20 protein-coding genes and 1 pseudogene are annotated in these 25,425 nt (G+C 66.4%); 13 read left to right on the top strand and 8 right to left on the bottom strand.

Going from position 1 to position 25,425, the window contains the following annotated elements:
- Window positions 1–95: 95 nt before the first annotated feature.
- From KALB_RS05720 to KALB_RS43655, 5 genes are all read left to right on the top strand, one after another.
- The gene (locus KALB_RS05720; RefSeq protein ID WP_148309362.1) at window positions 96–368 is read left to right on the top strand and encodes a hypothetical protein; all 273 of its coding nucleotides are present in this window, start codon (window positions 96–98) and stop codon (window positions 366–368) included.
- A gap of 96 nt (window positions 369–464) precedes the next feature.
- Entirely contained in the window at window positions 465–1,241 is a 777-nt protein-coding gene (locus KALB_RS43650; RefSeq protein ID WP_025354767.1) for an ESX secretion-associated protein EspG, read from the top strand.
- 103 nt (window positions 1,242–1,344) lie between these two features.
- The gene (locus KALB_RS05730; protein ID WP_025354768.1) at window positions 1,345–1,752 is read left to right on the top strand and encodes a hypothetical protein; all 408 of its coding nucleotides are present in this window, start codon (window positions 1,345–1,347) and stop codon (window positions 1,750–1,752) included.
- Window positions 1,753–1,770: 18 nt separating this feature from the next.
- On the top strand, window positions 1,771–2,361 hold the full coding sequence (locus KALB_RS05735) for a DUF3558 domain-containing protein (protein WP_148309363.1): 591 nt from the start codon (window positions 1,771–1,773) through the stop codon (window positions 2,359–2,361).
- Between the two features lie 27 nt (window positions 2,362–2,388).
- Window positions 2,389–3,630, top strand: coding sequence for a WXG100 family type VII secretion target (locus KALB_RS43655; protein ID WP_025354770.1), 1,242 nt, complete (start codon window positions 2,389–2,391; stop codon window positions 3,628–3,630).
- Window positions 3,631–3,753: 123 nt separating this feature from the next.
- Here KALB_RS43655 and KALB_RS45090 read toward each other — a convergent pair whose 3' ends face one another.
- Window positions 3,754–3,969, bottom strand: a complete 216-nt coding sequence (locus KALB_RS45090) for a hypothetical protein (protein WP_081789206.1) — start codon at window positions 3,967–3,969, stop codon at window positions 3,754–3,756.
- 165 nt (window positions 3,970–4,134) lie between these two features.
- Between KALB_RS45090 and KALB_RS05745 the strand changes: the two genes are divergently transcribed.
- From KALB_RS05745 to KALB_RS05765, 5 genes are all read left to right on the top strand, one after another.
- Window positions 4,135–7,539, top strand: a complete 3,405-nt coding sequence (locus KALB_RS05745) for a DUF6531 domain-containing protein (RefSeq protein ID WP_268872264.1) — start codon at window positions 4,135–4,137, stop codon at window positions 7,537–7,539.
- Between the two features lie 17 nt (window positions 7,540–7,556).
- A complete protein-coding gene (locus KALB_RS05750; protein ID WP_025354772.1) occupies window positions 7,557–7,964 on the top strand; it encodes a hypothetical protein in 408 nt (135 codons plus the stop codon).
- A gap of 283 nt (window positions 7,965–8,247) precedes the next feature.
- A complete protein-coding gene (locus KALB_RS05755) occupies window positions 8,248–10,479 on the top strand; it encodes a DEAD/DEAH box helicase (protein ID WP_025354773.1) in 2,232 nt (743 codons plus the stop codon).
- 4 nt (window positions 10,480–10,483) lie between these two features.
- Window positions 10,484–11,953: a hypothetical protein gene (locus tag KALB_RS05760; RefSeq protein WP_025354774.1), complete on the top strand. Its 1,470-nt coding sequence runs from the start codon at window positions 10,484–10,486 to the stop codon at window positions 11,951–11,953.
- Complete coding sequence (locus KALB_RS05765; RefSeq protein WP_025354775.1) at window positions 11,946–14,558, top strand: phospholipase D-like domain-containing protein; 2,613 nt, start codon at window positions 11,946–11,948, stop codon at window positions 14,556–14,558. Before KALB_RS05760 ends, KALB_RS05765 begins: the two co-directional genes overlap by 8 nt.
- 2 nt (window positions 14,559–14,560) lie before the next feature.
- Here the strand turns inward: KALB_RS05765 and KALB_RS05770 are convergent.
- From KALB_RS05770 to KALB_RS05775, 3 genes and pseudogenes are all read right to left on the bottom strand, one after another.
- A pseudogene (locus tag KALB_RS05770) lies at window positions 14,561–15,294 on the bottom strand (DUF2637 domain-containing protein).
- A 73-nt stretch (window positions 15,295–15,367) separates the two neighbouring features.
- Window positions 15,368–15,490, bottom strand: a complete 123-nt coding sequence (locus KALB_RS49755; RefSeq protein ID WP_268872237.1) for a hypothetical protein — start codon at window positions 15,488–15,490, stop codon at window positions 15,368–15,370.
- Window positions 15,491–15,674: 184 nt separating this feature from the next.
- Window positions 15,675–16,067 carry a M15 family metallopeptidase gene (locus tag KALB_RS05775; RefSeq protein ID WP_236650182.1) on the bottom strand — a complete coding sequence of 131 codons (393 nt, stop codon included), beginning with the start codon at window positions 16,065–16,067 and terminating at the stop codon, window positions 15,675–15,677.
- A 183-nt stretch (window positions 16,068–16,250) separates the two neighbouring features.
- Here KALB_RS05775 and KALB_RS05780 point away from each other — a divergent pair, with 183 nt between their 5' ends.
- Together KALB_RS05780 and KALB_RS05785 are read left to right on the top strand one after the other, a co-directional pair.
- Window positions 16,251–16,946 carry a response regulator transcription factor gene (locus KALB_RS05780; protein WP_025354777.1) on the top strand — a complete coding sequence of 232 codons (696 nt, stop codon included), beginning with the start codon at window positions 16,251–16,253 and terminating at the stop codon, window positions 16,944–16,946.
- Window positions 16,939–18,030, top strand: a complete 1,092-nt coding sequence (locus KALB_RS05785) for a sensor histidine kinase (RefSeq protein WP_025354778.1) — start codon at window positions 16,939–16,941, stop codon at window positions 18,028–18,030. Before KALB_RS05780 ends, KALB_RS05785 begins: the two co-directional genes overlap by 8 nt.
- On the opposite strand, the gene KALB_RS05790 is transcribed toward KALB_RS05785, so the two are convergent.
- The 4 genes from KALB_RS05790 to vanH all read right to left on the bottom strand — a co-directional run bounded on the left by KALB_RS05790 (window position 18,025) and on the right by vanH (window position 21,998).
- On the bottom strand, window positions 18,025–19,134 hold the full coding sequence (locus KALB_RS05790) for a UDP-N-acetylglucosamine--N-acetylmuramyl-(pentapeptide) pyrophosphoryl-undecaprenol N-acetylglucosamine transferase (protein ID WP_025354779.1): 1,110 nt from the start codon (window positions 19,132–19,134) through the stop codon (window positions 18,025–18,027). The two genes, KALB_RS05785 and KALB_RS05790, sit on opposite strands and share 6 nt — an antisense overlap.
- 185 nt (window positions 19,135–19,319) lie before the next feature.
- Window positions 19,320–19,928 (bottom strand): D-Ala-D-Ala dipeptidase VanX, encoded by a 609-nt coding sequence (gene vanX, locus KALB_RS44790; protein WP_063750690.1) that lies wholly within the window; start codon window positions 19,926–19,928, stop codon window positions 19,320–19,322.
- A gap of 2 nt (window positions 19,929–19,930) precedes the next feature.
- A complete protein-coding gene (vanA, locus tag KALB_RS05795) occupies window positions 19,931–20,965 on the bottom strand; it encodes a D-alanine--(R)-lactate ligase (RefSeq protein ID WP_030107855.1) in 1,035 nt (344 codons plus the stop codon).
- Window positions 20,958–21,998, bottom strand: coding sequence for a D-lactate dehydrogenase VanH (gene vanH / locus KALB_RS05800; RefSeq protein ID WP_081789209.1), 1,041 nt, complete (start codon window positions 21,996–21,998; stop codon window positions 20,958–20,960). Before vanH ends, vanA begins: the two co-directional genes overlap by 8 nt.
- A 1,400-nt stretch (window positions 21,999–23,398) precedes the next feature.
- Between vanH and KALB_RS05805 the strand changes: the two genes are divergently transcribed.
- Window positions 23,399–25,087, top strand: coding sequence for an SWIM zinc finger family protein (locus tag KALB_RS05805; RefSeq protein ID WP_158510716.1), 1,689 nt, complete (start codon window positions 23,399–23,401; stop codon window positions 25,085–25,087).
- Window positions 25,088–25,425: the final 338 nt, after the last annotated feature.

The following is a 25,425-nucleotide window of genomic DNA, read 5'->3' on the forward strand; positions in this document are numbered from 1 at the left end:
GAACACCGTGCACGGTCCTCCTCGGGCTCACCGACGACCAGCATCGAGCAGTCCTCAGGATAGGGCCGACGGAGACGTTCACGGTCAGCCTGGACGTGTCCGGGATCTCAGACCTGGTCACCGCGGTCCTCAGCGGCCACATCATGTACGTGCCGGTGCGGCACGCTGTGCACGGGGATCGGCTGCTCGGCGTGCACCCGCTTCCCAGCGCGGAGGAGGTGTCGGAGGATGCTGACTGCGGTCCCTGGCAGCTGTACCTGGAGCTGCCCGGAGACCAGGTCCACGAGGTGGTGCTCGACCCGCTGGCCGCGACCCAGCTTGTGCGGTACCTGGACCAGGTGAGGCGGCTGATCGACGCCGCAGAGTGAGGGCTCTCTCGCCGCCATTTCCGCGTTTCGCCTCCGCTGTGTGACTGATCGGCTACCCTCGGGCGGGTTGGGCACACGTGCGGAGACGGGGGTCTCGTGGTGGTCATCAAGCTGGACTATGCCGAGCTCGGGGTGGCATGGCAGCGCTCCCGGCTTCCCGCGCTCCCTACGATCCTGACCTGGCGTAACCACACCCCGCCGCCCACTGACCCGCAGGAAGCCCTGGAGCAGGCTGAGGCGCGGCTACGCGCACGAGGGCTGCTCGATCGTCATCTGGACGACGATCTCTACGGGGCGCTGGCCCTGGTCGCGCACGCTTCGTTCGAACTGGACCTGCGGTACGCCCCGGCACCGGGCCGGGAACTGCGAGCCTGCGTAGCGGCCCGCGGGTCCTTCGCCGTGCGGGCCGTCCTCGATGGTGACTCCGTGCGCCTGGACGCGGTGCCGGATCACTCGCTCACTGCCTCCCTGGTCAGGGTGCTGCCCGAGACACCGCCAGCCACGGGCAGCACCGTGAGCGTGCCGACCGCCGACCTGGAGGCCGCCGTCACCGAGGCCGCCGAGCGCGGTATCGACTCGGACGGGGCGGTCGAGGCGGGACTGCGGGCACGCGGCATCCGTTCGGACGCCGCCCGCAACCTGTCGGCTTTGGTGGCGGGCGAGAGGTCCGCCTACGGCAAGTTCGCCGCGGCCGTGCGTGACTCGGCCGGTGCCCGGCACCGGTCGCCGAACATCGTCAAGGTGTTCGACACCGCACGGGGCCGGGTGGCCCTGTTTGAGCGCAACGGTTACACCGTCGCCGCGCCAGCCGACGTCATTCTTCTCGTTCGTGTCGTTGGCGAGTTGCTGGAGGGAACGCGCCAGCGTCTGTAGCCGTCTGAGGTCCGGGCAAACTGCGTCGCGGCCCGCGTCAGACCTGTCACCATGAGTAGCGCCGTATGTGGACCGCAACCACCGTCTGGGGAGGACACCGAGGATGCCCGAGTTCAACGCCACCCACGACCCCGTCTTCGTCGGGCGAGAGATGGCGACCATCAATACATGGGCTCACGACGGTAGCGGCGGTTACACCAAAGGCGCGCTCCAGGTGGCGCCCGACCGACTCCCTACCCTCAAGGCTGGCTGGATCGCGGCCCAGGAGGAATTCCTCAGCATCAAGAGGGATTCACACTGGCTGCGCTCGGTAGGCGCTCCCGGGAATGACGAGGTCAGCAAGCAGGCGGTGAAGAACCTCGGCAGGATGGCCGGGGACGAGGAGGGGTTCCTCGGTAAGACCCTTGATGACTGTGTGGCCTACTGTCAGCATGTCATCGACGAGGTCGACAAGACCATGAAAATGTACAAGGTCGCGGACACCAGTGCCGAGATCAAGTTCAAGATGTGAGGGCGAGCGGACTCTCTGGTGAAATACGCACCGATGAAAGCAACGTTGACCGTCGTCGTTTGTGTCGCGGGAGTCACGCTGACCGGGTGCACCAGCACCAACGGAGGCACACCCGGGCCCACGTCCGCGACGACCTCACAGTCCCCGTCCAACGCACCAGGCGCTCCCAAGGTTACCCACCCGAAGAACCTGGCAGCGAACAGTGACTCCTGCCAGTTGCTCACCGAACAGCAGCGGCGGCAACTCGGCGTGCAGGGCACCTCCAAGACCGAGCAGACGCCGTGGGGACAGACGGCGTGCGGTTGGCGCAGCGACAACGGTTCGATGACGCTCGCCCCGGACACGAAAACCGGAAAAGGCCTCTCGCAGCTCTACCAGCACAAAGACAATTTTAGCGACTTCACCGCTATCGTTGTCGACGGCTACCCGGCTGTGACGACCGACAAGAGTAAGTCATCGTGTGCACTTGACCTGGGAGTCTCCGATTCTCAGTACCTGTCGCTGAGCGCGTATATCGCGCGCCCTGCCGAACTGGGATTCCAGGATCCCTGCCTGTTCGCGCAGAAGGCGGCGAGTCTGGTGCTGGGCAACCTGCCCGCTGGCCAGTAGAACCCCGCATCGGAGAGGGAGAGGACCGTGTGGCCGTTCAGCACCGAGGTCGCGGGCGAGGCGCACGCCGCGTTCAATCACAAGGAGGTCTATGACAACCTCCACGGGGGCAACGGGTCGTCTGAGCTGTCGCGGGCGGCCGGGGAATGGCAGTCCAAGGTCGGCGAGCGCTTCGACAACATCAAGCAGATGCTGGACCAGGTCCTGAAGCAGACCGACGCGGTGTGGCAGGGCGAAGCAGCATCGGGGTTCAAGAACACCACGACCCCGATGACGCAGTTCGTGCTGGACGCCAAGGACACCTCGCACACCGTCTCGAAGGCCAACGAGACCCAGGTGGGCCACTTCGCCAAGGCACGGGACTCGATGCCGCCCCCGGTCCAGGTGACCGCCACCGACGACTGGCTCTCCCGCGGCTGGGCGCACCTGACTGGCGACAAGACCGACGCCGAGAAGCAGGAGCAGCAGGCGATCGAGGCGTCGGACACCGCCGCGTCCATCTACGCCGACTACCGCAACAACACCACCTCGGCGACCACGAACATCGCCACCTACCCGGCGGTGCCCAAGCCCGAGGGGATGGACGTCGCTTCGCCGCAGCAGACCGGTGGGCCGGTGCCCTACGGCCCGGTTGATCCCGGCCAGACCGGTCCGAGCGGCGGATACACGCCGCACAACACTCACACGCCGGGGCCGGTCACCACGGTGCCGCCGTCGCTGCCGCCGGGCGGGGAGCCGCCGTCCAGCACTGATCCGTCGCATCACGTCGAGCCACCGATCGTGAGGCCGCCGCACCTGCAGTTGCCGCCGATGCAGCCACTGCCTCCTGGTCCGCCGGAGCCGCCGCCGGTCTTCGGCCCACCGACTGTCCCTGGCCCCATCCCAGGGCCACCTGGTGGGCTCGGCGATGAGCGCGGTAGCGGCAGCCGGGGCGGACGTGGCGCTGCTGGTGGCTCGTCGAGTTCCGGGCCTCGCGGCGGCTCGGGGGCCGGGGCCGGTGGTGGCGGCTTGTCGGGGCGTGGTCCGGGATCTGGTGTGGGTGCGGTCACCGAAGGCGCCCCCGGTGGCCGTGCGGCGGCTGGCGCGGTGGGTCGACCTGGTGCGTCCGGCAGCCCCGGCGTGGGCGGTCAGGTGGGCCGGGGTGGCAAGGGTAAGGGCGAGGAGGACTTGGAGCACACCAACAAGTTCATGGAGCCCACCGACGAGCACTGGGGCACCGGGGAGCACACCGTGCCCCCGGTCATCGGTGACCCCGGCTACCAGCCCTGACCCGAGCCTGACGGAGACCGCCTCGTGAGCAAGATCAACCTCAACCCGGAGCACATGCGTCGCTCTGGCGGCAAGTTGGCCGACTTCGGCGGCAAGCTCACCTCCGGCGGGCAGAAGCTGGAGTCAGCGGGTCAGAACCTGCTCTCCCACGCCTCCGGGGACCGGTCCGGGTTCGGCAGTGTGATCAGCAAGGCCTTCGGTCGTGGCCTGCAGATCACCGGCAAGGTCTTCGGCCAAGGCGGACGCGTCGTGGAGACCGCGGGCAAACACCTGCACACCACCGCCAACCTCCACGAGGAAGCCGACCACCACGGCGCGGGCCTGCTCAAACGCCTGCACCCTGACGCCAAGACCAGTAGCCACACCGGCGGGGGCCACAGTGCAGGTTCACGCGGTGGCCGGAGCAGTTCGGGCACCCGCACCGCGTCAGCGCGCGGGCACCTGGGCAACAACCCCCGCCAGCACGCCATCCCCAACGGCAAGAAGTGCACCGGCGGCGACCCGGTGGACATGGCCACCGGTGACGTGCTGTTTACCGAGACCGACCTGGACTTGCCCGGCGCCCTGCCGCTGGTGTTGAGTAGGACTCACCTGTCCTCCTACCGGGTGGGCCGCCTGTTCGGGCCCTCCTGGGCCTCCACCCTCGACCAGCGGCTGGAGATCGACGAGCACGGCGTGGTGTTCGTGGCCGCCGACGGCATGCTCCTGTCCTACCCGACCCCGACAGGCCAGGACGCGGTGCTCCCGGTGGAAGGCCCCCGCTGGCCCCTGCGACGCACCGAGTACGGCCACCAGGTCCACGACCCCGACACCGGACACACCCTGCACTTCGATGGCGACACGTCCCTGCAGCCGTTGACCGCGATCACCGACCGCGCCGGCGGCCGCATCGACATCGACCACGACTCCTTCGGAATCCCCGTCCAGGTAAGGCATTCCGGCGGCTACCACGTCAACATCCGCTCCCACGAAGGACTGATCACCGAACTGGTCCTGCCCGGCGAGACCGAGACCGTGGTGCGCGGCTTCGCCTATGACGAGCAGCGCCGCCTTGTCGAAGTCGTCAACGGCACTGGACTGGCGCTGCGGCTCGGCTACGACGCTGAGGGGCGCCTGACGCGCTGGACCGACCGCAACGACCGGTCCTACCAGTACACCTACGATGCCGACGGGCGCTGCGTACGGGGCGAGAGCCCGGACGGGTTCCTGAGCTACACCTTCGACTACGACCGGGACAACCTGGTCACGACCGCGACCGACTCCCTAGGCCACGCCACCCGCTATCACCTCAACGACGCCCTGCAGATCACGGCGATCACCGACCCGTTGGGCGGTCAGACCCGCTTGGAGTTCGACCGGTACGACCGGTTGTCCTCGCGCACCGATCCGCTGGGACGCACCACCCGGTTCGAACGTTCAGACGCCGGTGATCTAATTCGGGTCACGCGCCCCGACGGCTCGCAGACTGTGGCCGAGTACAACGACTTCCAGCTGCCGATCATCATTGTCAACCCGGACGGGGCGATTTCCCGCTGGGAGTACGACACCACTGGCGCGGTCGTGGCTGAGACGGACGCGCTCGGTGCGACGACCCGCTTCGGCTACGACGAGAGCCATCACCTCGCCTCCGTCACCGACGCGCTCGGCGCGATGACCAGGGTCGTGTGCGATCGGGCCGGGCTTCCGGTGGCGGTGACTGATCCACTGGGGGCGACCACCACCTACGTCCGCGACGCGTTCGGGCGAATCACCGCTGTCACGGATCCCATGGGTGGCAGGACAGAACTGGGGTGGACCGCCGGCGGAAAGTTGGCGTGGCGGCGTGAACCCGACGGCGCCGTCCAGCGCTGGTCCTATGACGGTGAAGGCAACCAGGTCGAGCACATCGATGCGCTCGGCCAGGTCAGCCGTACCGAGTACGGTGCGTTCGACCTGCCCGTCGCCCACGTCGACCGGAACGGCGACCGCACCGCGTTCACCTACAACACCGAGCTCGGCCTCGTCGCGGTGACAAATCCAGCGGGTCTGGTGTGGCGCTACGACTACGACCCGGCCGGGAACCTGATCGGCGAGACCGACTTCAACGGCCGCATCACGCGGTACGCGCGTGACCTCGCCGGCCAGATGGTCTCCCGCACCAACGGAGCCGGCCAGACCATCACGTTCACCCGGGATGTGTTGGGGCGAGTCGTCGAACGCCGCTCCGACGATGACGTGACCACGTTGGCCTACGACGCAGCCGACCGGATTGTCCGTGCCACCAAACGAGACGCGGACGTTGTGTCCGCCTACGACCCGCTCGGGCGGCTCGTCACCCAGACCACCAACGGCCGCGCCGTGTCCAACGCCTACGACGCGGTCGGCCACCGCGTCCGGCGGATCACGCCCAGTGGCGCGGAAACGTTGTGGCGCTACAACCTTGGCGGGCAACTCACCAGTTTGGACACCGCGTCACGAACACTGGAGTTCACGTACGACCCGGCCGGACGAGAGATATCCCGACGCGTTGGCACCGTGATGCTCGCCCAGACCTGGGACGACAACCACCGCCTGCGCACCCAGGCAGTGACCGCACCCAGCCCGGCCGGTCAGCAGCAGCTGCTCCAGCGCCGCGCCTACACCTACCGCGCTGACGACACCGTCACCAACATCGTCGACCAACTCGCCGGTGTCCGGCACTTCGACCTCGACCCCCTCGGTCGTATTACCCAGGTTGAGGGTGCCAGTCACCGGGAGAGCTACCGCTATGACGCCAGCGGCAACATCGAGCAGGCTGGCCGCCCCGATCCGAATCCGGAGCTGGCTGAAGCGCCTGGGACTCGCCAGGTCACTGGCACGCTGCTGCGCACCGCGGGCAACGTCCGTTACGACTACGACGGCCAAGGCCGAGTGACCACGCGGCAGGTGCGAACCTTGTCCGGCCAACTCCGCACGTGGCACTACGCCTGGGACGGCGACGACCGCCTGACCTTGGTCACCACCCCGGATGGGGTCACCTGGCGCTACGGGTACGACGCCTATGGCCGCCGCGTCCACAAGCAGCGCCTGACCGCCGACGGGCGGAGCGCCGAGCGGACCGACTTCATCTGGGACGGCGTGACGCTTGCGGAACAGACACATTCCAGCGGGCACACCACGACCTGGACTCACCGGCCCGACGGGGTCATCCCACTCACGCAGGCCGACCGCACGCCGGCGCGAAACGCTCCCCAGGACTGGATCGACCAGGAGTTCTACGCGATCGTCACCGATCTCATCGGTGCTCCCACCGAACTGGTCGACGACAGCGGCGCGCTGGTATGGCGCCAGGACACCACGATCTGGGGTACGGCACTGGCCCAATTCGGCCGGGTCGAGTGCCCGCTCCGGTTCCCGGGGCAGTACCACGACGTGGAAACCGGCCACGATTACAACCTCAATCGCTACTACGATCCGGCCGCCGGCGCGTATCTCTCCCCGGATCCGCTCGGGCTGGACGCCAGCCCCAACCCGCACGGCTATGTCCCGAACCCGGTCACCTGGTTCGACCCGCTCGGTCTGAAGTGCGAACCCAAGCGGATCTACGACGACTCGTCCTACAAGAAGCACGGCCGGACCGAGCGCCAGACCTCGCGGGGTGTGGCCAGCCGCGCCCCGGCCAACGGCCAGGCGGCGCTGGACCGTTCGATCGACCCCGACCCGGGCAACCCTGCCGTGTTCCGCCGCTACGGTGTGGACCACGAGAACAATGAGATCGTCGTGCTCGACCGGCATCACTTCGAGACCGGCAAGGACGGCAACATCACCAAGGAGTACTACCACGGGCACGTCCCCGATCCGGCGAAGATCCCGTCCAAGATCATGACCATGCTCAAACGGGCCGGGATGGTGGGGAAGAAGAACAACGTCCTGCCGCCGGCAAGCGACTGAGGAAGCGCACCAAGGCCATGGATGAGATCAACTGGGAGACCGGCGAGGGCTTGCTGGCCGTCGACGACCCGATCGAGGTCGACGACGCGTTCGCCCGCAACGAGAAGCATGTGGGCATCGCCGTCGTCGGCCTCGCCCTGAACAATGAGGACCTCGATGCTGTTGCCCCGCGTGTGGTTCGGGCCATCGAGTCCGAGGACGTGGAAACCCGCCGGCTCGGCTTCACCGCCGCCGGCCACACCGCCCGGTTGTTCGGAGTCCTCGATCCGCGCATCGAGCAGGCTCTGCACCGCTTCCGCAACGATGGCATCGCAGCCACCGCACTCGACGACGTCCTCCAGTACGTCACGTTCCGGCAGCTTCCCTGTTGGCTCCAAGCCGAGTCGGTCCGCCGGAAACTACGTTGGTGGATCTTGAGACGCTGACAGTCGGCGGTGACGCCAGTAGCCCGCATCTGGCCGATGAAGGCATGACTTCGGCTGGAGTCGAGGGACCCGTGAACTGATCCGCCCGGATCAGCCCAACGGGTCACGCCACTGGAGATCGCGCCCATCTCACGAACCCACAGCACGGGCGCGGCCAGTGGCCTGGTTTGAGACTGCAGCTCTCCCGTCAACGATGTACGTCCTGCACCTTGCGCAGTAACACTGCGTAGCAAACGGTCGATGCTTTTCTCAACGGCGACGCGCACGCCGCGGAAGGGGAGAAATGGGAGACGACGTTGATCTCGTCGCTGCCAAGCGCAAGGTCGGTGGCGTCGCTCGTCAGGTGCTGGGGCACGTGCGAGCGCTGGTGGAACTGGTCGATCGTGCCACCGCGGCGCCAGCCGCACTGGAGCAAGCGGTCCGGCGTCGCGTCGACGAGTTGCTGAATGAGCAGGCCACGAGCAATCTCCGTCAGCTTCCCGCAGGGAGGCTGCGGGATGTCGTCCGCAAGGGCGTGCGGTTCGGGGAGTTGGAGAAGCGGTTTCGCACCGTGGCCGATGTGGCCGCGGTGCCGCCGTCCGTGCTACAGACCGTGCCGGGTATCGGGGCGTCGTCAGCGGAGGAGATCCACAAGGCGTCTCGGCAGCTGGCCGCGCAGGTGCGTGGCGAAGCGGCCGTTCGGTTCGATCCCGATCAGCCAGGTCGAGGCGAGACCAGCCTGCTGGCGTTGCTCGTTGCGTGGCGTGACACGCGATCCGCGGTCGCGGCGCTGCAGGCGTCGGCCGCCAATGTCCGACCGCACCTGCACCGTCTCGCCGCCGCCGCGGAGCCGACCGGCTCGCGGGCGAAAATGTTCTTCTCCGGCAAAGCCGCACGTGCCGCTGCTCTCACCGCACTCACGCACCTCGAGCAGCTCCTCGACAGCGACAGCGCGACTGATCTGCACCAGCGCGCGACCGCGGTGCTGCACGTCGCACAGTACGGGAATCGACCGGCTCCCGAGGTGTGGCGCGAATACGAACGCGACGCGGCGCGCATCAACGCGCTACTTGCCACCGTGCCTGGCGCGGTCCGCGCGACCGACGAAGAAGCGGCTCACGGCTACGCGCCGGCCGAGCTGGTCAAGCGGATCCAGGCGGTTCCGCTCAACACCGACCGGCTCAAGACCACGCTGCGGGGCTACCAGGTGTTCGGCGCCCAGTACGCGATCCTGCAGGAACGATCGATCATTGGTGACGAGATGGGCCTGGGCAAGACGATCCAGGCGCTCGCGACCGCCGCTCATCTCGCGGCGAACGGGCGCACGCGGTTTCTTGTCGTCTGCCCGGCCAGCGTGCTGGTCAACTGGATCAACGAGATCGGCAAACACACGACATTGACCGCACACGCGCTGCACGGGGCGGAGCGTGACGGGGCGACGCGAGTATGGCTGAGCCGAGGCGGGGTCGCCGTCACAACCTTCGGCACCGTCGCCAAGTTGCCAGTTCCCCGCGATCACGGCATCCAGTTGGTGATCGTCGACGAAGCGCACTACGTCAAGAACAAGGAATCGCAACGCTCACAGGCTGTCGCCGCACTGGTGACCGGCGCCGAGCGGGCTCTGTTTCTGACCGGAACACCGATGGAGAACCGGGTCGAGGAGTTCCGGTCACTCGTGGAACATCTACGGCCGGGCCTTGCCTCCTCGTTGGACCGGTTCGGGCGGATGGCGCGCGCGGCGAGCTTTCGGCGGACTGTGGCGCCGGTGTACCTGCGGCGCAACCAGGAGGATGTGCTGCAGGAGTTGCCGGAGTGTCTGGAGATGGAGGACTGGGTCCAGTTCTCCGACGCCGATGAACGTGCCTACCGGGTGGCTGTCGAGTCGCGGAACTTCATGGCAATGCGGCAGGCCGCCTACGCCACGCCGAACCACCGCGACTCGGCGAAGATGGTGCGGATGCTCGAGATCATCGAGGAGTCGAAGGCCAACGGGTGGAAGGTCATCGTCTTCTCCTACTTCCGCGGTGTCCTCGATGCGGTGCAGCGAGCACTCGCCTGCGACACAGCGGGCGTGCTGACGGGATCAGTAGCGGCGGGCAAGCGCCAGCAGATGGTCGACGATTTCTCCCGGCTCGATGGGCATGCTGTGCTGCTGAGCCAGATCGAGGCGGGCGGGGTGGGACTCAACGTACAGGCCGCCTCGGTGGTGATCATCGCTGAGCCGCAGTGGAAACCCAGCACCGAGACGCAGGCGATCGCGCGCGCTCACCGTATGGGCCAGACCAGGAAAGTGCATGTTCATCGTTTGCTGGCCAAGGATTCCGTCGACGAGCGCATGCGCGAGATCATCGAGGCCAAACAGCAGTTGTTCGAGGAGTACGCGCGCAAGAGCGCGGCCAAGGAGGCCGATGCTCGCGCGACCGACCGTTCCCTGCACCAACCGGTGGACGTGGCAAGAGACGAGGCGGTTCCCGCCGAGCAGCGGATCATTGCTTCCGAACGTCAGCGGCTCGGCCTCGACCCGAGTGTGCGGTGACCCCATGACCGTGGAAGGGCCGGCCTGGACCGCGTCAGGCCTGCGCACCGGAGCGGGCAAGTACCCCATGGCCGTCGAGCAGCACGTCATGGCCCTGGCGGCTCGCCTGGTGCCGGGAGTGACCACGGTGACGCCGCATGCGCGGTACTACGCGCTGCACACGCTGGCGGCGGCGGAAGCCGAAGAGCGTGAGCTCGACCGCCGGCAGGCACAGGACCTGTTGCGGCGGATGGAGGTCGCGCTGGCAGCCGTGTCGTTCGTCCATCACGATGGCAAGGACACCAGTCTCGGGCGTGCCCACGGCACTGATGCGTTGGCGGGCCGCTTGCGCTCAAGAACGTTGTCCATGCCGGAAGCCGCGGTGGCAGGCAAGGGCGGCTACGTCCAGGCCAGTTGGGGCTTCTCCGGCGCGTACTTCGGATCCGAGCTCATCTTGGGCCTGCTGAACGAAAAGCGTGGTCCCGGTCCAGCATGCGACGTACAGGTGTTGCGATCGGGCATGGGCGAGTTGGTGGATATCGCCCGGCGAGACGAGATCGTCTTGAGCGACCTGGCCGACTACGGTCACCTGTGTATGTGTTCGGCCGCTGGGGCGCCGGATGGGCGTTGGCTGGCGCGACTCCTTGCCGGCAGCGACTCCCGCACACCAGACCGGGAGCAGACGCAGGCGCGGAAAGACACGATCCAACTGATCGCGCGCATCATCGACACCCATCCGGTTGCGCATCTGACGCGGGACGTGGGCGACGTTCTCGCGTTCGGTGACTTCCTCGTACAAGATGAGGAGACCACGCGCAACCCTGTTGCCGCGGTCTGGCGCGGTCTTGTCCTGCGCAACCACACAGTGGGAGCGTGGCGGCGCCTGTGGGCTTGGCTGGTCGACGAAGTAGCCGGACTCACGCACATCTCCGATGTCGCCAGCGCGTTCGCCGACCGTCTGCCCCCTGGCCCACTCAGCTCCTTCCTGGACAGCCTGCCAGGCAACACCCTGCCCTCGGGACAGCCGGCCGATGCCGAGCGACAGCTGTGGAACGGCTACGACGCGCCAGACCGGGACCTGGCGATCCTGGCCGTCGGGGCGCGCAGGGTTGACGAGCTGACCGGTGACTCACTTGACGTGTTCGCGGGTCGTCGGGATCAGGAGCTCACGCCCGCCTGGTTCGCGGCGCTGCTCGCCGATGCTCGTTCGACGTCCGCCAGGGATTTCGCCGTCAGACTGACCAAGATCTTGATAGCGCGTAGTGAGCGAGTAGCCCTGGCGAAGGCCCGGCGTCGTGCCGACGGCACCCTGTGGTTCCCGGCGCGGCTGCGCGTGCTGGAGGACGGCTGGCTCTACCGGGTGGGCGAGGAGGGACGCGGCGACGTGAACATGCGGCTCGACAGGCTGGGCAACGTGCTGGCTGGCGCCGGGGTGCTCGCGTGGGAAGACGGCGTATGCACCGTGACGACTCTGGGGAGGGAGTTGCTTGCCTGAGCACGACGATCCGCAGGAGTTCGGCGTCGCGTCACCGTTGACCTGGCTTCTCGCCGAGGAAGCTCACGGAGATCGACAACTCGAGCACGCGCTCTTCCTCGGCTTCACCCTCGACCTCGGCTTCTTCGAGGCCATGGCACTGGGACCGCTCCGAGCCTCCGGCGCCCGCGTCACCGTCGTCGGAGATGCCGAGATGAGCTGGCCCGACCCCCGCGCGGTCCGGCAAGCCGGCCGCACCTATCTGGCAGGGCTGGCGCAGTGCCCAGGCGCATTCCATCCGAAACTGGTTGTCCTGGTGGGGCAGCAGAGATGCCTCGCGGCCGTGGTCTCGGGCAATATCACTCTCGCGGGATGGCAGAACAACGCCGAACTGTGGACCGTGTTTCACGGCACGCCCGAGGGCTCACCAAAGGCGATCTCGCAGGTTTCCCATTGGATGCGCGACCTCCCAGGGCACGTGAGATTGTCGGCCGGGGTCGCGGATGCTCTGTCAGCAGCCGCATCTCAACTCGAGATCTTCCCCTCCTCGGACAGTCCGCTGGTACTGGACAACCTCGAGAGTCCGTTGCTGGACCAGATTCCCGAAGGACCAGTCGATGAACTGCGCGTGTTCGCGCCCTTCCACGACCCAGGCGCTGTCGCGCTCACGGCGCTCATCGCGCGGTTGGCACCGGCGAACCTGAAGGTCGCCTTTCAACCCGAAAAGACTGTCCTCGACGGCCCCGCGTTGTCGCGGATACTGCATGACAACAACGGCGAGCTGATTGTTGATGACGAGGCCAGGTACCGGCATGGGAAGCTGGTCGAGTGGACGACCAGCGGCAGGACGTTCACGCTCACCGGCAGCGCGAACCTGTCCTCTGCGGCGTTGTGCAGAACACCCGCCACAGGCGGAAACTGCGAGCTGGCGGTGCTTTCCGAAGTGCCGCAATCGAAGATGCCGGAAGGGCGCTTTGCTCCTCCTACCGTGGTGGCGTCTCAGCGGTTCACAATGCGTGCGACGCGGCGCGAGGGACCAGCGCTTCTCGGCGCAACCCTGATCGACGGAGGAGCTCGCGTCGAGCTCGTCCGGTCCCTGCGAGCGCCGGGCGTGCTGGAGCTGTCGCCGGCGCACCTGTCGCCGGATGACTGGGTTGAAGCGGTCGACGTGCCAACAGGGGTGCTGGAGCTGGTGGTTTACGGCAACATCGCGGCGGGCAGCAGGTGCAGGCTCGCTACTGTCGACGACGAAGGTGCGCGGGTTGCGAGCGCGGTTGTCTTCGTCGTTGATCCGCAGAAGGCCGCACAACGACCCGCCCATGTCCGGACGCAGGAGCGCACGACCAAGCCGAACGAGCTTCTCGCGGACAACGCCCTGCTCGAACAATTCATCGCGGATCTCGTCAGCCTGCGTGCTGGCCTGGTCACCAATCCATCACGAGTGGGCTCTGCGGCGCGCACGTCCGGCCGTCCCTCTTCCGAAACTGCAGGAGAAGCCGAGACCTGGCGCTCCTACGTGGACAGATGCAGTGACCGTCTCGGACTGCCGTTGGTCAATTTTGCATTGGGGCACCACCTCGACAAGGAAGCAAGTGTTCCTGACTCCAAGGCTGTGTGGTCGGAGAACCTCTCTGGCAACGACGAGGAATCCGGCCTCGATGAGGACAGCGCTGAGGATCTTGTAGAGCAGACCGCGGATCACGCCGAGAACGAGCAGCTTCAGGAAGATCCCGGATGCCTGGGAACCGCCACACTACGACGACTTCGTCGCTGGGCGAAGGAACTTGTCGAAATCGTCGGCAGTCTCGGTCCCATCGAGCGGCTGCTCGCCACTCGCCTGCTGCTCACGATCACAGCCATGGGAGCCTGGCGATCCGATGAGCTCGAGTGGTTTCCCCTCGTTGCGAAGACGCTGACCGTACTGGGACGCAGTGAGGCTCCGCCGGCCGAGGTCGAAGCGCAGACGGGCAGCCTGGTCGCCGTCGGCCTGGCGCTGTTGCGGATGCATGCGCCGCGGCACGAGCAGACTGGTGAAGCGGTGCGGTACCAGGAGTCAGTCGAGTCGGTCGCGCATCTCCTGCCTGCTGCGGAACCCGAACTGGTCGCCGAGTACGCGACCAGGCTGACGACGCGATTCGGAGGACTGGTTGACACCGAATCCGTTCTGGCGCTTGCCGATGAGATCGTGCAGGCCGATCCGATGGCGGACGCGGTACTGGCTCTTCGTGAAAAAGGCAGGGAGGCACATGCAGACAGTCCCCACGTTCTGCATGTGACTGGCGATTTTGGCAACCCGGTCGTTGCAGCCCTCGATGCCATCGCGGCTGTGGCCAGAGGCAACACCGTCGCAGCGTGGGCCAGCAACAGCAAAGGACGCTGGGCACTGCTGGTTTGGCGCAAACCAGATCTTTACCGAGTGGAGCGGGACAAGCGCGGACTGGTGTTGTGGCGACAGTACCGCCTCGATCGACGCCTCTCGCTATCAGCGCTCGCCCATGCTCGTGACTTCGACCTCGCGCAGCAAGTACCTCGTCGTGCACTGGTACAACCAATCCTCGACGCCGTAGAACTGATTCGTACGCTGGGACTGGATCCGACAACGCCACCCGTCTGTCCAGTGGTGTGAGCTCACAGCTCTGGACAGGTCGTCCGACAGTTGGCCGCCCGCGTGGGCTTGCCGACGGCGGCAATTGGAAGATGCCCGGCCTGTAGCCACCGTCGCAGCACTCGACGGCCGTAGTTGTTGGTACCCGCGATCCGGTCCAACTCCGCGCCGGTCGGCGTGCGGCCATTGGACCGTTCGGTCACGTAATAGGCCCACATCCGCTGCTCCGCGGTCGGCTCGTCCAGCGAGCGAGACCCGTCCGGGACGCCAGCGAGACGCACCACCTGCTCAGTCTGGCCATCGGTTTCCCCTGTCTCGCCGGTCTCGGTGCTGGTCTCGCTCAGGGTCTCGGCGCGGTGCCGCTTGAGCGCGCGGTTGAGCAACTCGACCGCCAGCAGCAGCGCCAGCGGCGGGCACGCCGCGACCGCCACGGCGAACACGCTCAGCTCCGGGGCCGCCGCCACGTTCGCGCACAGCGACAAGCAGATCCCGAAGACGAAGGCGAGCCACGCCGCCCACTGGCCGTCGGCGCGGCGGCCGTGGCCGGTTTTCCACAGCTCCACCGTGGCCGTGGTCAACAGCCCGTCGACGATCAGTGGCCAGATCGCCGCGGTGGCCTCGTCCGCGCCGAACCGCAGCGCAACTCCCGCCCGTGTCGATATGAGGCGTATGCCGCGTCGAGGGCGACCAGCGCGGTGCAGGCGCACTGCACCCCCAGCGCGCGGTCCTGCCGAGTCGAGGTTGCCGTGGCGTTCACCGCAGCACACCTCGTGCCGTGTACCGCGCATTATCCGCACAGAAGCCGACGCAGGCGAACACCTACGAGCCGGTTACCGCCGGCCCACCGGCACATGCGGAACCCGGACGCGGAGGTAGTCAGCTCCGCACACCACGCAGGACAGCCCGTCGGCCTGCAGCGCGCTCAGCTCGGCGATGATCGTGTCGCGGCTCATCGGGGACCACCCGCTGTCAGGCGACGGGGGCCCACCGGGCGGATCGTGATCTTAGGGCCTTCGACCAGCACCGAGCGGTTCGTATGCTGATGCGTTAGGCCCACTCTTTGTTTGAGTCCGTCTGATCGAGCGCTTTCCGCTGGTCGGGCGGGCTATCTACATTATGTACGCTGAGCGTGCTGGTCTATCGCCGCATCCTCGGGTCCTGCGAGGGGTCGGCGTACATCGGCGGGCAGCCGTGCTCGACGGCGTCGGGGCGCAGTTCGTAGTGCCAGGGTTCGTTGCGGTAGATCTGGCATAGCCCGTACCTGGCGCCGTGCTTGGACAGCCAGGCCGTGGCATCGGAGGGCCCGATGTCGACCGCGTCCCCCGACACGTGAGCGGACGTGTCGGGAGTGGCCACCCATCGGGCGGCTTCCTGTTCTGAGCCGTACTTCGAGACCGCCTCACGGCGTAGTTGTTCCTGGTATTCCCGGGAACGCCAGCCACCATTGACGAAGAACTCGATCCCGTCGTCCGCGGCATCAGTCGCGGCTCGGCGCAGGGCACCGAGCAGATCGGGCTCGAGGTTGGCCACGGCCGGAGTCTGGTCATCGAAGACCGACACGGGGACGGGGACAGCGCCATGTGCCTTGCCAAGGGAGTGCCGGACGGCCGATTCGCTGGAGCGCATGCCTCCAGTCAAGGCAGCGTGGTGTTGCCAGCCCGTAGTCGGTTTTCGGTATGCCGACGATATGCGCCGGTCCGTAGCATCGGGGGCATGCGTGTGTTGGTCGTCGAGGACGAGCCCTACATGGCAGCCGCTATCCGCGATGGGCTGCGCCTGGAAGCGATCGCGGCCGACATCGCCGATGACGGCGACACCGCTCTGGAGCTGTTGGGCATCAACGCATACGACATCGCCGTCCTCGACCGCGACATTCCCGGCCCCTCCGGTGACGAGATCGCCAAACGCATCGTCGCCTCCGGCAGCGGTATGCCGATCCTCATGCTGACCGCCGCCGATCGTCTCGACGACAAGGCCACCGGGTTCGAGCTCGGCGCCGACGACTACCTCACCAAGCCGTTCGAACTGCAAGAGCTCGTGCTCCGCCTCAGAGCACTCGACCGCAGGCGCGCGCACAGCAGGCCCCCTGTACGGGAGATCGCCGGTCTGCGTGTGGATCCGTTCCGCCGCGAGGTCTACCGCGACGGCCGGTACGTCGCGCTGACCAGGAAACAGTTCGCGGTGCTCGAAGTCCTCGTCGCCGCCGAAGGAGGTGTCATCAGCGCCGAAGAACTCTTGGCGCGAGCATGGGATGAGAACGCCGACCCGTTCACCAACGCCGTGCGCATAACTGTCTCGGCACTGCGCAAACGGCTCGGCCAACCCTGGATCATCGCCACTGTGGCCGGCGTCGGCTACCGCATCGACCCAGCGGCCGGCACCGGCGGTGCGGGAGGGGCCCGTGACTAGACCGCCTGGTTTGAGCGTCCGCCTCAAACTCACCCTCAGCTACGCCGGGTTCCTCATGCTCGCCGGTGCCTTGCTGCTCGCCCTGTGGGCGGTCCTGCAAACGTTCTTCCAGCACCCGCTGATCGAAGACATGAGATCCGGCATCGGCGGGGCGTTCGCTCCAGGTCGCTCCGCAACACAGCGAGCCTTCGGCCTGGCGGGCGCCGGGGTGCTCGCGTTCCTGCTGGTGTTCGGTCTCGTGGGAGGGTGGATCCTTTCCGGCCGCATGCTCGCACCGCTGACTCGCATCACGGAGGCGACCCGCCTGGCCTCGAACGGGTCGCTCTCCCACCGGATCCGGCTACCGGGCCGCAACGACGAGTTCCGCGAACTCGCCGACGCCTTCGACACCATGCTCGCGCAACTCGAAGCGCACGTCTCCGAACAGCAGAGATTCGCCGCCAACGCCTCCCACGAACTGCGCACTCCGCTGGCGATCACTCAAGCTCTCCTGGACGTCGCCCGCAACGATCCAGGCTCCGACACCGGCGAACTCGTCAAGCGCCTCGGCTTCGTCAACACCCGGGCGATCGACCTCACCGAAGCGTTGCTCCTGCTCAGTCGCGCCGACCAGCGATTCACCCGAGAACACGTCGACCTGTCCCTCATCGCGGAAGAGGCCGCTGAGACGCTCCTGCCCCTCGCCGAAAAGCACGGCCTCACCATCGAGACCTCCGGCGACATCACCCCCACCAGCGGCTCACACGCGCTCCTGTTGCAGATGACCACGAACCTTGTGCACAACGCCATCGTCCACAATCTCCCCGAACACGGCACCGTGCGGGTCAACACCGCCATCCGCTCTGGGGCGGTCGAGTTGGCCGTCGAAAACACCGGCCCGAAGCTCTCACCACAGCTGGTCTCGACACTCACCGAACCGTTCCAGCGCGGCACCGGACGCGTACGTGGTGACCACGCGGGTGTCGGCCTTGGCCTCGCGATCGTCAAAAGGATCGCCCAAGCACACGACGGAACACTCGCCCTCACGCCCTGCCCCGCAGGGGGGTTGCGTGTCACGGTGCGACTACCCGCCGCGCCGTCATGAGGCGAACCCGCGTCGCTCGGCGACCGCGGTGAGCACGTGCCGGGCCAGGACGACGTCTGCGTCAGCTGCGCCGGCCGCCGACGCGCGGCCCGACATCGCCGCGATCCGCTCGGGATCGGTGAGCACCGGGATCAGGGTGGTCTCGATCCAGGCCGGGTCGAGGTCGGCGTCGTCGACGAGCAGCGCCCCGCCGGTCGCGACGACCGGCTCGGCGTTCAGCCGCTGCTCACCGCCGCGCAGCGGCAGCGGGACGTACGCGGCCGGCAGGCCGACAGCGGCCAGTTCGGCGCACGTCATCGCCCCCGAGCGGCAGATCGCGAAGTCGGCCGCGGCGTAGGCGTACTGCATCTGGTCGACGTAGGGGATGACGACGTAGGGCGGGTCGGCGGGGTCGCCGTCCGGCACCTCGACCACGTGGCCAGGCCCGGTGATGTGCAGCACCTGCACACCGTTCGCCCGCAACGCCGAGGCGGCGCCGGACACCGCGGCGTTGATCGCCTTGGCGCCCTGCGAACCACCGGTGACCATCAGTACCGGCCCGCCGGGTCGCAGGCCGAACCGCTGCCGGGCCGCGTCGCGCAGCGCGGGTCGGTCGAGCCCGGCGATCGCCGGCCGCAGCGGGATCCCGATAGCGGTGGCGTGAGCCAGCCGGACATTCGGCGAGGCGGTGAACACGTGCGTCGTCATCCTGGCCGCCAGCCGGTTGGCCACCCCGGGCCGGGCGTTCGCCTCGTGGATGACGATCGGCAGGCCTTGCTTGCGGGCGGCGAGGTAGGCCGGCATGGCCACGTAGCCGCCGAAGCCCACCACGACCTCGGCCCGCACGCGGTCGAGCACCGCCGCGGCGGCCAGCACCGAATGGTGCAGCCTGCCCGGTGTCCGCAGCAGGGCCCGGCTCAGTGTGCGCGGCAGCGGCACCGGCGGGATGAGTTCGAGCGGGTAGCCGCGGGCCGGGATGAGCGTGGTGTCCAGGCCACGGACGGTGCCGAGGGCGGTGATCTCGGCCGTGGGCTCCAGCCTGCGCAGCGCGTCGGCGAAGTTCATCGTGGGCTCGATGTGCCCGGCCGAATGGCCGCCGGCGACAACGACACGCGGTGCCGTCACATCCGCCCCCAGACGCCCAGCAAACTGATCTTCATGACGGTTGGTGTCGTTGAGATCGCGGAGGAACTGGGATGAACTCCTTGTTTGGTCGAGGTGACCGCGGCGTCGGCGGAGTGTGCTGATCGTATCTGCATGCCTTCCCCTGTTGACAACTCAACGCTTTGCAATTTCCTCAACCGACTCGACTACGCGACTGGAAAATCGAAATAGGTGTCCGGGTAAGGTTCTTCCTTCAGTGTGTAATGCCACCACTCGTAGTCGTATGAATCGAAACCGCTGGCCGCCATGACAGAACAGAGGTGTTGACGGTTTCTCGCTTCAACCTGACTGATTCCTCGCGCGCCATGGTGTGAGACCGAATCCATCAGATCATGGTCGCCACCCATGGGAACGAGTTCACCGGTGGCCAGGTGGTAGAGCGTCAAGTCGACGGTGCTGCCCCGACTGTGACCCGACCTGGCCGCCACGTATCCTTGTTCGAACATCTCGGCCCTGTCGATGTTCGGGTAGTGCCGAAGCTTCGTCCGGCCATCCTCCGGTTGTTGCGACCAGCGTAGAAAACAATCTACGGCGCGTTGCGGACGGTAACCATCCCAAAGAAGCAGGCCGAAGCCAAGGGCTGCGGCCTCTTCCCGCGCTCGTTCCAGGGCCGCACACAAAGCCCTCGTGCCAACAATTCGGTTTACCACATACCCGTCCACCGGTTTGCCGGTGAAATTATCCCAGGTGGCGTACTTGGCATCCCAACGTATTCCGGATACAACCTCGTCAACAAGGACGAAATCATCTCTCATCGTCATTTCCCTGCCAATGCCAACGACACGATCCGGTCGATCACTTCGGCAAACGGCAGTCCCGCGGCGGTCATCATTCTCGGATAGCGGCTGTAGGAGGTCATACCAGGCAATGTGTTGACCTCGTTGAGCACCACTTGGCCGTCTTCCTTGAGGAACATGTCCACCCGCGACAGCCCGCTACATCCCAGGACGCGGTATACGGCCTTCGCTGTCTCCTGAACGAGCGCGCGCGACTCTGTCGAAATGTCTGCGGGAACGACTATTGTCGAGTTTTCGGAACCGCTTTCAGGGTCGCTCTCCTGGTGGATTTTGAAAAAGCCGTGAGACAGCGAGATCTGATCCACCTCGCCTGCGATCAAATCCTGACCGTTCCCCAGTACGGCGCATCCGACCTCGCTGCCGACGACAGCCTCTTCAATCAACACCTTCGAGTCGTACTGTCTTGCGGTCTCCAGCGCGCGCGAGAGTTCTTCCTTGCGAGACACCTTGCTGACGCCGAAAGACGAACCCGAACGGGCCGGCTTGACAAAGACGGGATAGGTGAGCTGGTCGGGATCAATGTCCTCGTCCGCCGTGACGATCCAGAAGTTCGGCGTAGCGATTCCCGCGCTGCTGGTGACGAGGTACGTGAGGGATTTGTCCATGCACAGGGCAGAACTTTGGACACCGCAGCCCGCGTACGGGATGCCGGAGAGTTCCAACAGTCCCTGTATCGCACCGTCTTCACCGAGTTTGCCGTGCAGAACGGGCAATACCAGGTCCAGGGGGATCGTTTCGTATTTCCCCTCCTCCAGGACCAGCAGTCCCTGTACGCTTCGGTCAGGTGACAGAACGGCCGGGCGGCTGCTGCCGTTTTCCCAGTTCGTGTCGGGGCTGTCGCAAAGCTTCCACGCACCGCTGTTCGTGATACCGATCCAGAACGGCTCGTACTTTTCGGTATCGAGGTATTTTGCGACCTCTTGCGCGGATTTGACGGAGACAGGATGTTCCTCGGAACAACCTCCGAACACGATCCCGATTTTCGGCCTATCCACGCTGACTCCTGCTTTCAAATTTCAGGCAGTTGGTAATAGAATTTTCGACCGTGTCACTCAGGGCGCGGTCCGTGTAGTAGGCGGTGTGCGGACTGATGAACACATTCGACAGCTCGTGTAGCCGCAACAACGATTTGCTTTCGATGGGTTCGCTTCTGCGGTCGGCGTAGAATATCCCTTCCTCTCCTTCGAGGACGTCCAACGCCGCGCCGCCCAATTTGCCGCTTTCCAGGGCTCGAACGAGGGCCTCGGTATCGACAAGCGAACCGCGTCCGGTGTTGACGACGAACGCACCGTGCTTCATCTGCTCGATATGTTGGCGATCGAGGAGATGGTGCGTATCCGCGTTAAGCGGTGTATGAAGCGTCACAATGTCACTCCGTCGCAGCAACTCGACGAGAGGAACGTAATCGGCGCGAGTTGTGGGGAAAACGTCATTGGCTATTATTCTGCAGCCAAAGCCTCGCAGTCTGTCCATGACCGCGGCGCCGATGCGTCCCGTTCCGATGACCCCGACGGTCAGGTCGCGTAGTTCCCTCCCGCGCACCTCGTTCAGTCTGTAGTCATGAACCTCCGCGCGGCGGATGACGGACTTTGCGTGCCGTAGCGCCATCAGCATCAACATCAGGGTGTAGTCGGCAACACTGTCGGGCGAATAGATGACATTTTCGACGAAAATGCCGACACTCTTCGCATACGCCACATCGAGATGATTGTATCCAATACTTCTCGTTGAGATGTATTTTACGCCGACTTGGCTCAGTGCAAGAAGGGTGGAGTTCATGATTCGAGTCTTGTGGCCGACACTGATGCACCGGTTTCCGGAAGCCAGTTCCACATTGACCTCGGACACTGCGGCCTCTGTCATGGTTGGCATTACGCCAAAGCGAGGCGCCATCCGTCGGAACAAGACAGCCTCGTCCTGCTCGCATCCATAAACCGTAATTTCCGTCGTTGGGACGACAGGGTGCGGCGAAGACGCCAGCGATCGGGTGCGGCAGTCCGCTGTTCGCGCCGGTTCGCTGTAGGTCATGCCTTCCAGTCAAGGCAGTGCGGTGTTGCCAGCACGTATGCGGGTTTCGATACGTCGACAATATGTTACCATTCGGTAACATCGAGTGCGTGGTGCTTACCAGCGACTTTTTGGCTGGGTTCGAGTTTGAGAACTTCCTACTATGGCGGCGGTCATTCGGGTTGTGACCTGCGGGGATGTGTGACTGGCGGTGTGGTTCGACGAAGGGTGGCCGGGATGGGTGCTCGGCTGGCGGGGCGGAAACTGGGCGAGGCGTTGGAACGGCCGCGCTCGTGTTTTCGGCGGATCGAGCCGTTCGTGCAGGCCCGTAAGTACGCTCGGGCGGTGACGAGCGGGATGCCGAAGCGGAACGGATGGACCGTTGCCGAGCATGTCCTGGACCGGACGCCGGACACGACGCGGCCGCTGCCGAACAGACGGGATCCGGCCCGATTTCCACTGCGGGGACGAGGTCTACGGCAACTGCACCGAGTTGCGGGAGCACTTCGAGGCCGCCGAGCAGGCATACACGCCGCGGGGCCGGCAACACTTCCGGATCACGCCGCCCAGCGGGGCGGTACTGTCCTGCGCCCAGGCGACAGTGGGAAACCCGCTCTGCCGGCAAGGGCTCCACAGGAGACCGGTGGTGCGCGTGAGCGTGGCTCAGCACCGCCTCACCCCGGCATCGCCCCGCTCGTCCGCAAACACCCGCGCACCAGTGAACCGGCCCTCCACCGCCGCTTCGGGCCCGAGAGACAACTGCTCACCACGACACGGCTGATCCCCCGCCGCCGGGCCGCAAGGCATGTGTGGCTGGATGTCGGTCCTGCACACTGAACGTGCTGGAGCAAATCTGGAGCAGGGGTCAGGATTACCGCGAAACAGGGGCTGGATTTTGCTCCAGGCCTACGTCACCCAGTCGGGCATTCTTCGGTGAGGAATCTCCCGCTGGCCCGCTGACTCATTCAACGGGCTCGCCGGGACGTCTATCGACGTGACCCGGGTTGTTGCCGCTGCGGCCTAGCTAGGGCTCAACCGGACGCGAAGTTGATCCTGCTTGGTCCCGCCGCCAGAGCGGCCCAGATGGGCGCAGGCCGCTCGGCCTGCCAGCAGTCGGCATCGACGCATGTCAGCGCTCACTGGTCGGAACGAAATCGGCCGAGACCGCCGTGACGGAGGTCGGCGCGCCAGTGCTTGGCATCGGCGTGGGCACAAACAACCACTCCCTGCCGACACGCTGCGCCTGCAGCTTGTATGACCGGACCCCGTGAACTGATCCACCTGGATCAACCCGGCGGGGTCACGCCACGACGGGGCCAGTGCGGGTGACAGGTTCGGGACATTTTCCACGATGTGTCACAGGATAGGGCGGACCGAACCGGGAGGTGCTGGCACCATGGGTGCCCGTGGCGGTGGTCGAGGTGAGTGAGCGGTCAGTGCGGCGGCGAGCCGATGCGCGGTCCTTCGAGCGGGGGCAGGCGTATTTCAAGGCTGGTCGGGTGCGTCGGCTCACTGTCGCCGGGACGACGGTCACCTCGATCGTGGACGGGACCAGCGTCTACCGGGTGCGGCTGGAGATCACCTCGACCGGGCTGGACGGGCGGTGCAGCTGTCCCTATGGGGCCGAGGGCGTGTTCTGCAAGCACTGTGTCGCGACGGCGCTGGCCTGGCTGGAAGAAGGGGGCGAGGTCGGCGAGCCCCGCCCGCAGCCGGTCACCGACGAGCGGCTGCGGGAGTTCCTGCTGGGCAAGGATCCGACGTGGCTGGTGGAGCAGTTGCTGGCCGTGGCTCGGGCGGATCCGCTGCTGCGTGCCCGGCTCGACGTCGCCGCGGGCGCAGACGTCCATGACGCCTACGACGACCGGGCGCTGCGGGAACGTCTCGAAGGGGCGATCGAGATCGGCTACTTCGTGGAGTACGGGGAGGCGTATTCGTATTTCCAGGGTGTCGGCGAAGCGCTGGACGCGGTGGCTGAGCTGGTTGATGCCGGTTTTCCGGATGTCGCCGTGACACTGGCCGAGTACGCGCTGGGGTTGCTGGAGGAAGCGGCCGACCGGGTCGACGACTCCGACGGGGGCCTGCGTGAGGCCATCGGCCGGGCCGAGGAGATCCACCTGGACGCCTGCTCGGCCGGTGAGCCCGATCCGGTTTCGCTGGCGGAACGACTGGTGGAGCGCGCGCTGGCCAGTGACTACGAGGTGTTCCTGACCGCGTTGCCGGACTACGAGCTGGTGCTGGGGCCTGCGGGCATGGCGCGCTACCGGGAGTTGGTCGAGCAAGCATGGAACGACCTGCCACCCAAGAAACGGAATGACTACAGCACTCGCCGGTTCGTCGTCACTTACCTGATGGAACAGTTGGCCGAGTGTTCCGGTGGTGCCGACGCGCTGATTGAGGTGCTGGCCAGGGACGTGTCCAGCGGTTACGACGTGCTGCGGATCGCCGAGCGGCTGTGTGCCGACGGCCGCGACGACGAGGCCCTGGACTGGTTGGGGCGGGGCATGGCGGAGTTCCCGCCCGACTCGCGACTACGGTCGCTGGCCGCCGACTGCCACCTGCGCGCCGGTCGTCGTGCGGAGGCGGGAGAGCTGCTGTGGGCGAACTTCGCCGATCACCCGGTGCTGGAGAACTACATCGCGTTGCACAACGCGATGGCCGAGCAGTTCCCGGCCTGGCGTGACCGGGCGGTCGCGACGTTGCGGGAGGAGCCAGCCGCGTCGGCGAGGTTCACACCGGTGCCGTACGCCCGCCCGGCGGGGCGGTCGGTGCTGGTCGAGGTGCTGTTGTGGGAGGGGGATGCGCAGGCCGCGTGGCAGGCGGCGGTGGACGGTGGCTGCCGGGATGAGCTGTGGCTGCGGGTGGCCAGGGAGCGCGCCGTGACCCATCCTGCCGACGCGATCCCGGTCCTGTTGGCCGCCGCCGACCAAGCGATCGGCCACAAGAACCGGAATTCCTACAAGACGGCCGCCGGCCTGCTGACCGAAGCCGGCGTGCTGTTCGCCCGCTGTGACCGGCCGGATGACTTCCGGTCACATCTCGCCGCACTGCGCGACGCACACCGGCCCAAACGAGCGTTGCGCGAGGAACTCGACCGCGCGAACCTGCCCTGATACCTTGGGTCACCTTCCCGGTTCAGGTGCTGTCCGGCATGGCATAGCCAAGCTTGAGCACGGCGGCGGTGATGTGGCCTCGTCGTCATGAGCCGCGTCGATGCAGTGGCCAGAACGTGCTGTGGCGCAAAGGCATGTGCGGCGTGGTGGCCCAGCTTCACGCTGGCCGGGCTGGAGCAGGGGTGCGTGTTGAACCACTGGCAGTGTGAGGAACAGGGGCTCGAGTCCACTCAGCACCAAGAGGCCTGTATTCGCGGAGAGCGTGAATGCAGGCCTCTTGTTGTTTGTTCTGGGGGCCGGGCCTCACAGGTCGCGGACCGAACTCTTTCCGCCATTCG

Origin of the sequence: Kutzneria viridogrisea DSM 43870 (assembly GCF_000525635.1) — a bacterium.
In the GTDB taxonomy this organism is placed as follows: Bacteria; Actinomycetota; Actinomycetes; order Mycobacteriales; family Pseudonocardiaceae; genus Kutzneria; species Kutzneria viridogrisea.

What these genes read in the sequence shown, in the direction of transcription:
- KALB_RS05730 (WP_025354768.1), top strand. Translation starts at nt 1,345, where the DNA reads ATGCCCGAGTTCAACGCCACCCACGACCCCGTCTTCGTCGGGCGAGAG.
- KALB_RS05750 (WP_025354772.1), top strand. Translation starts at nt 7,557, where the DNA reads ATGGATGAGATCAACTGGGAGACCGGCGAGGGCTTGCTGGCCGTCGAC.
- KALB_RS05755 (WP_025354773.1), top strand. Translation starts at nt 8,248, where the DNA reads ATGGGAGACGACGTTGATCTCGTCGCTGCCAAGCGCAAGGTCGGTGGC.
- KALB_RS05760 (WP_025354774.1), top strand. Translation starts at nt 10,484, where the DNA reads ATGACCGTGGAAGGGCCGGCCTGGACCGCGTCAGGCCTGCGCACCGGA.
- KALB_RS49755 (WP_268872237.1), bottom strand. Translation starts at nt 15,490, where the DNA reads ATGAGCCGCGACACGATCATCGCCGAGCTGAGCGCGCTGCAGGCCGAC.
- KALB_RS05780 (WP_025354777.1), top strand. Translation starts at nt 16,251, where the DNA reads ATGCGTGTGTTGGTCGTCGAGGACGAGCCCTACATGGCAGCCGCTATC.
- vanX (WP_063750690.1), bottom strand. Translation starts at nt 19,928, where the DNA reads ATGAGAGATGATTTCGTCCTTGTTGACGAGGTTGTATCCGGAATACGT.
- vanH (WP_081789209.1), bottom strand. Translation starts at nt 21,998, where the DNA reads ATGACCTACAGCGAACCGGCGCGAACAGCGGACTGCCGCACCCGATCG.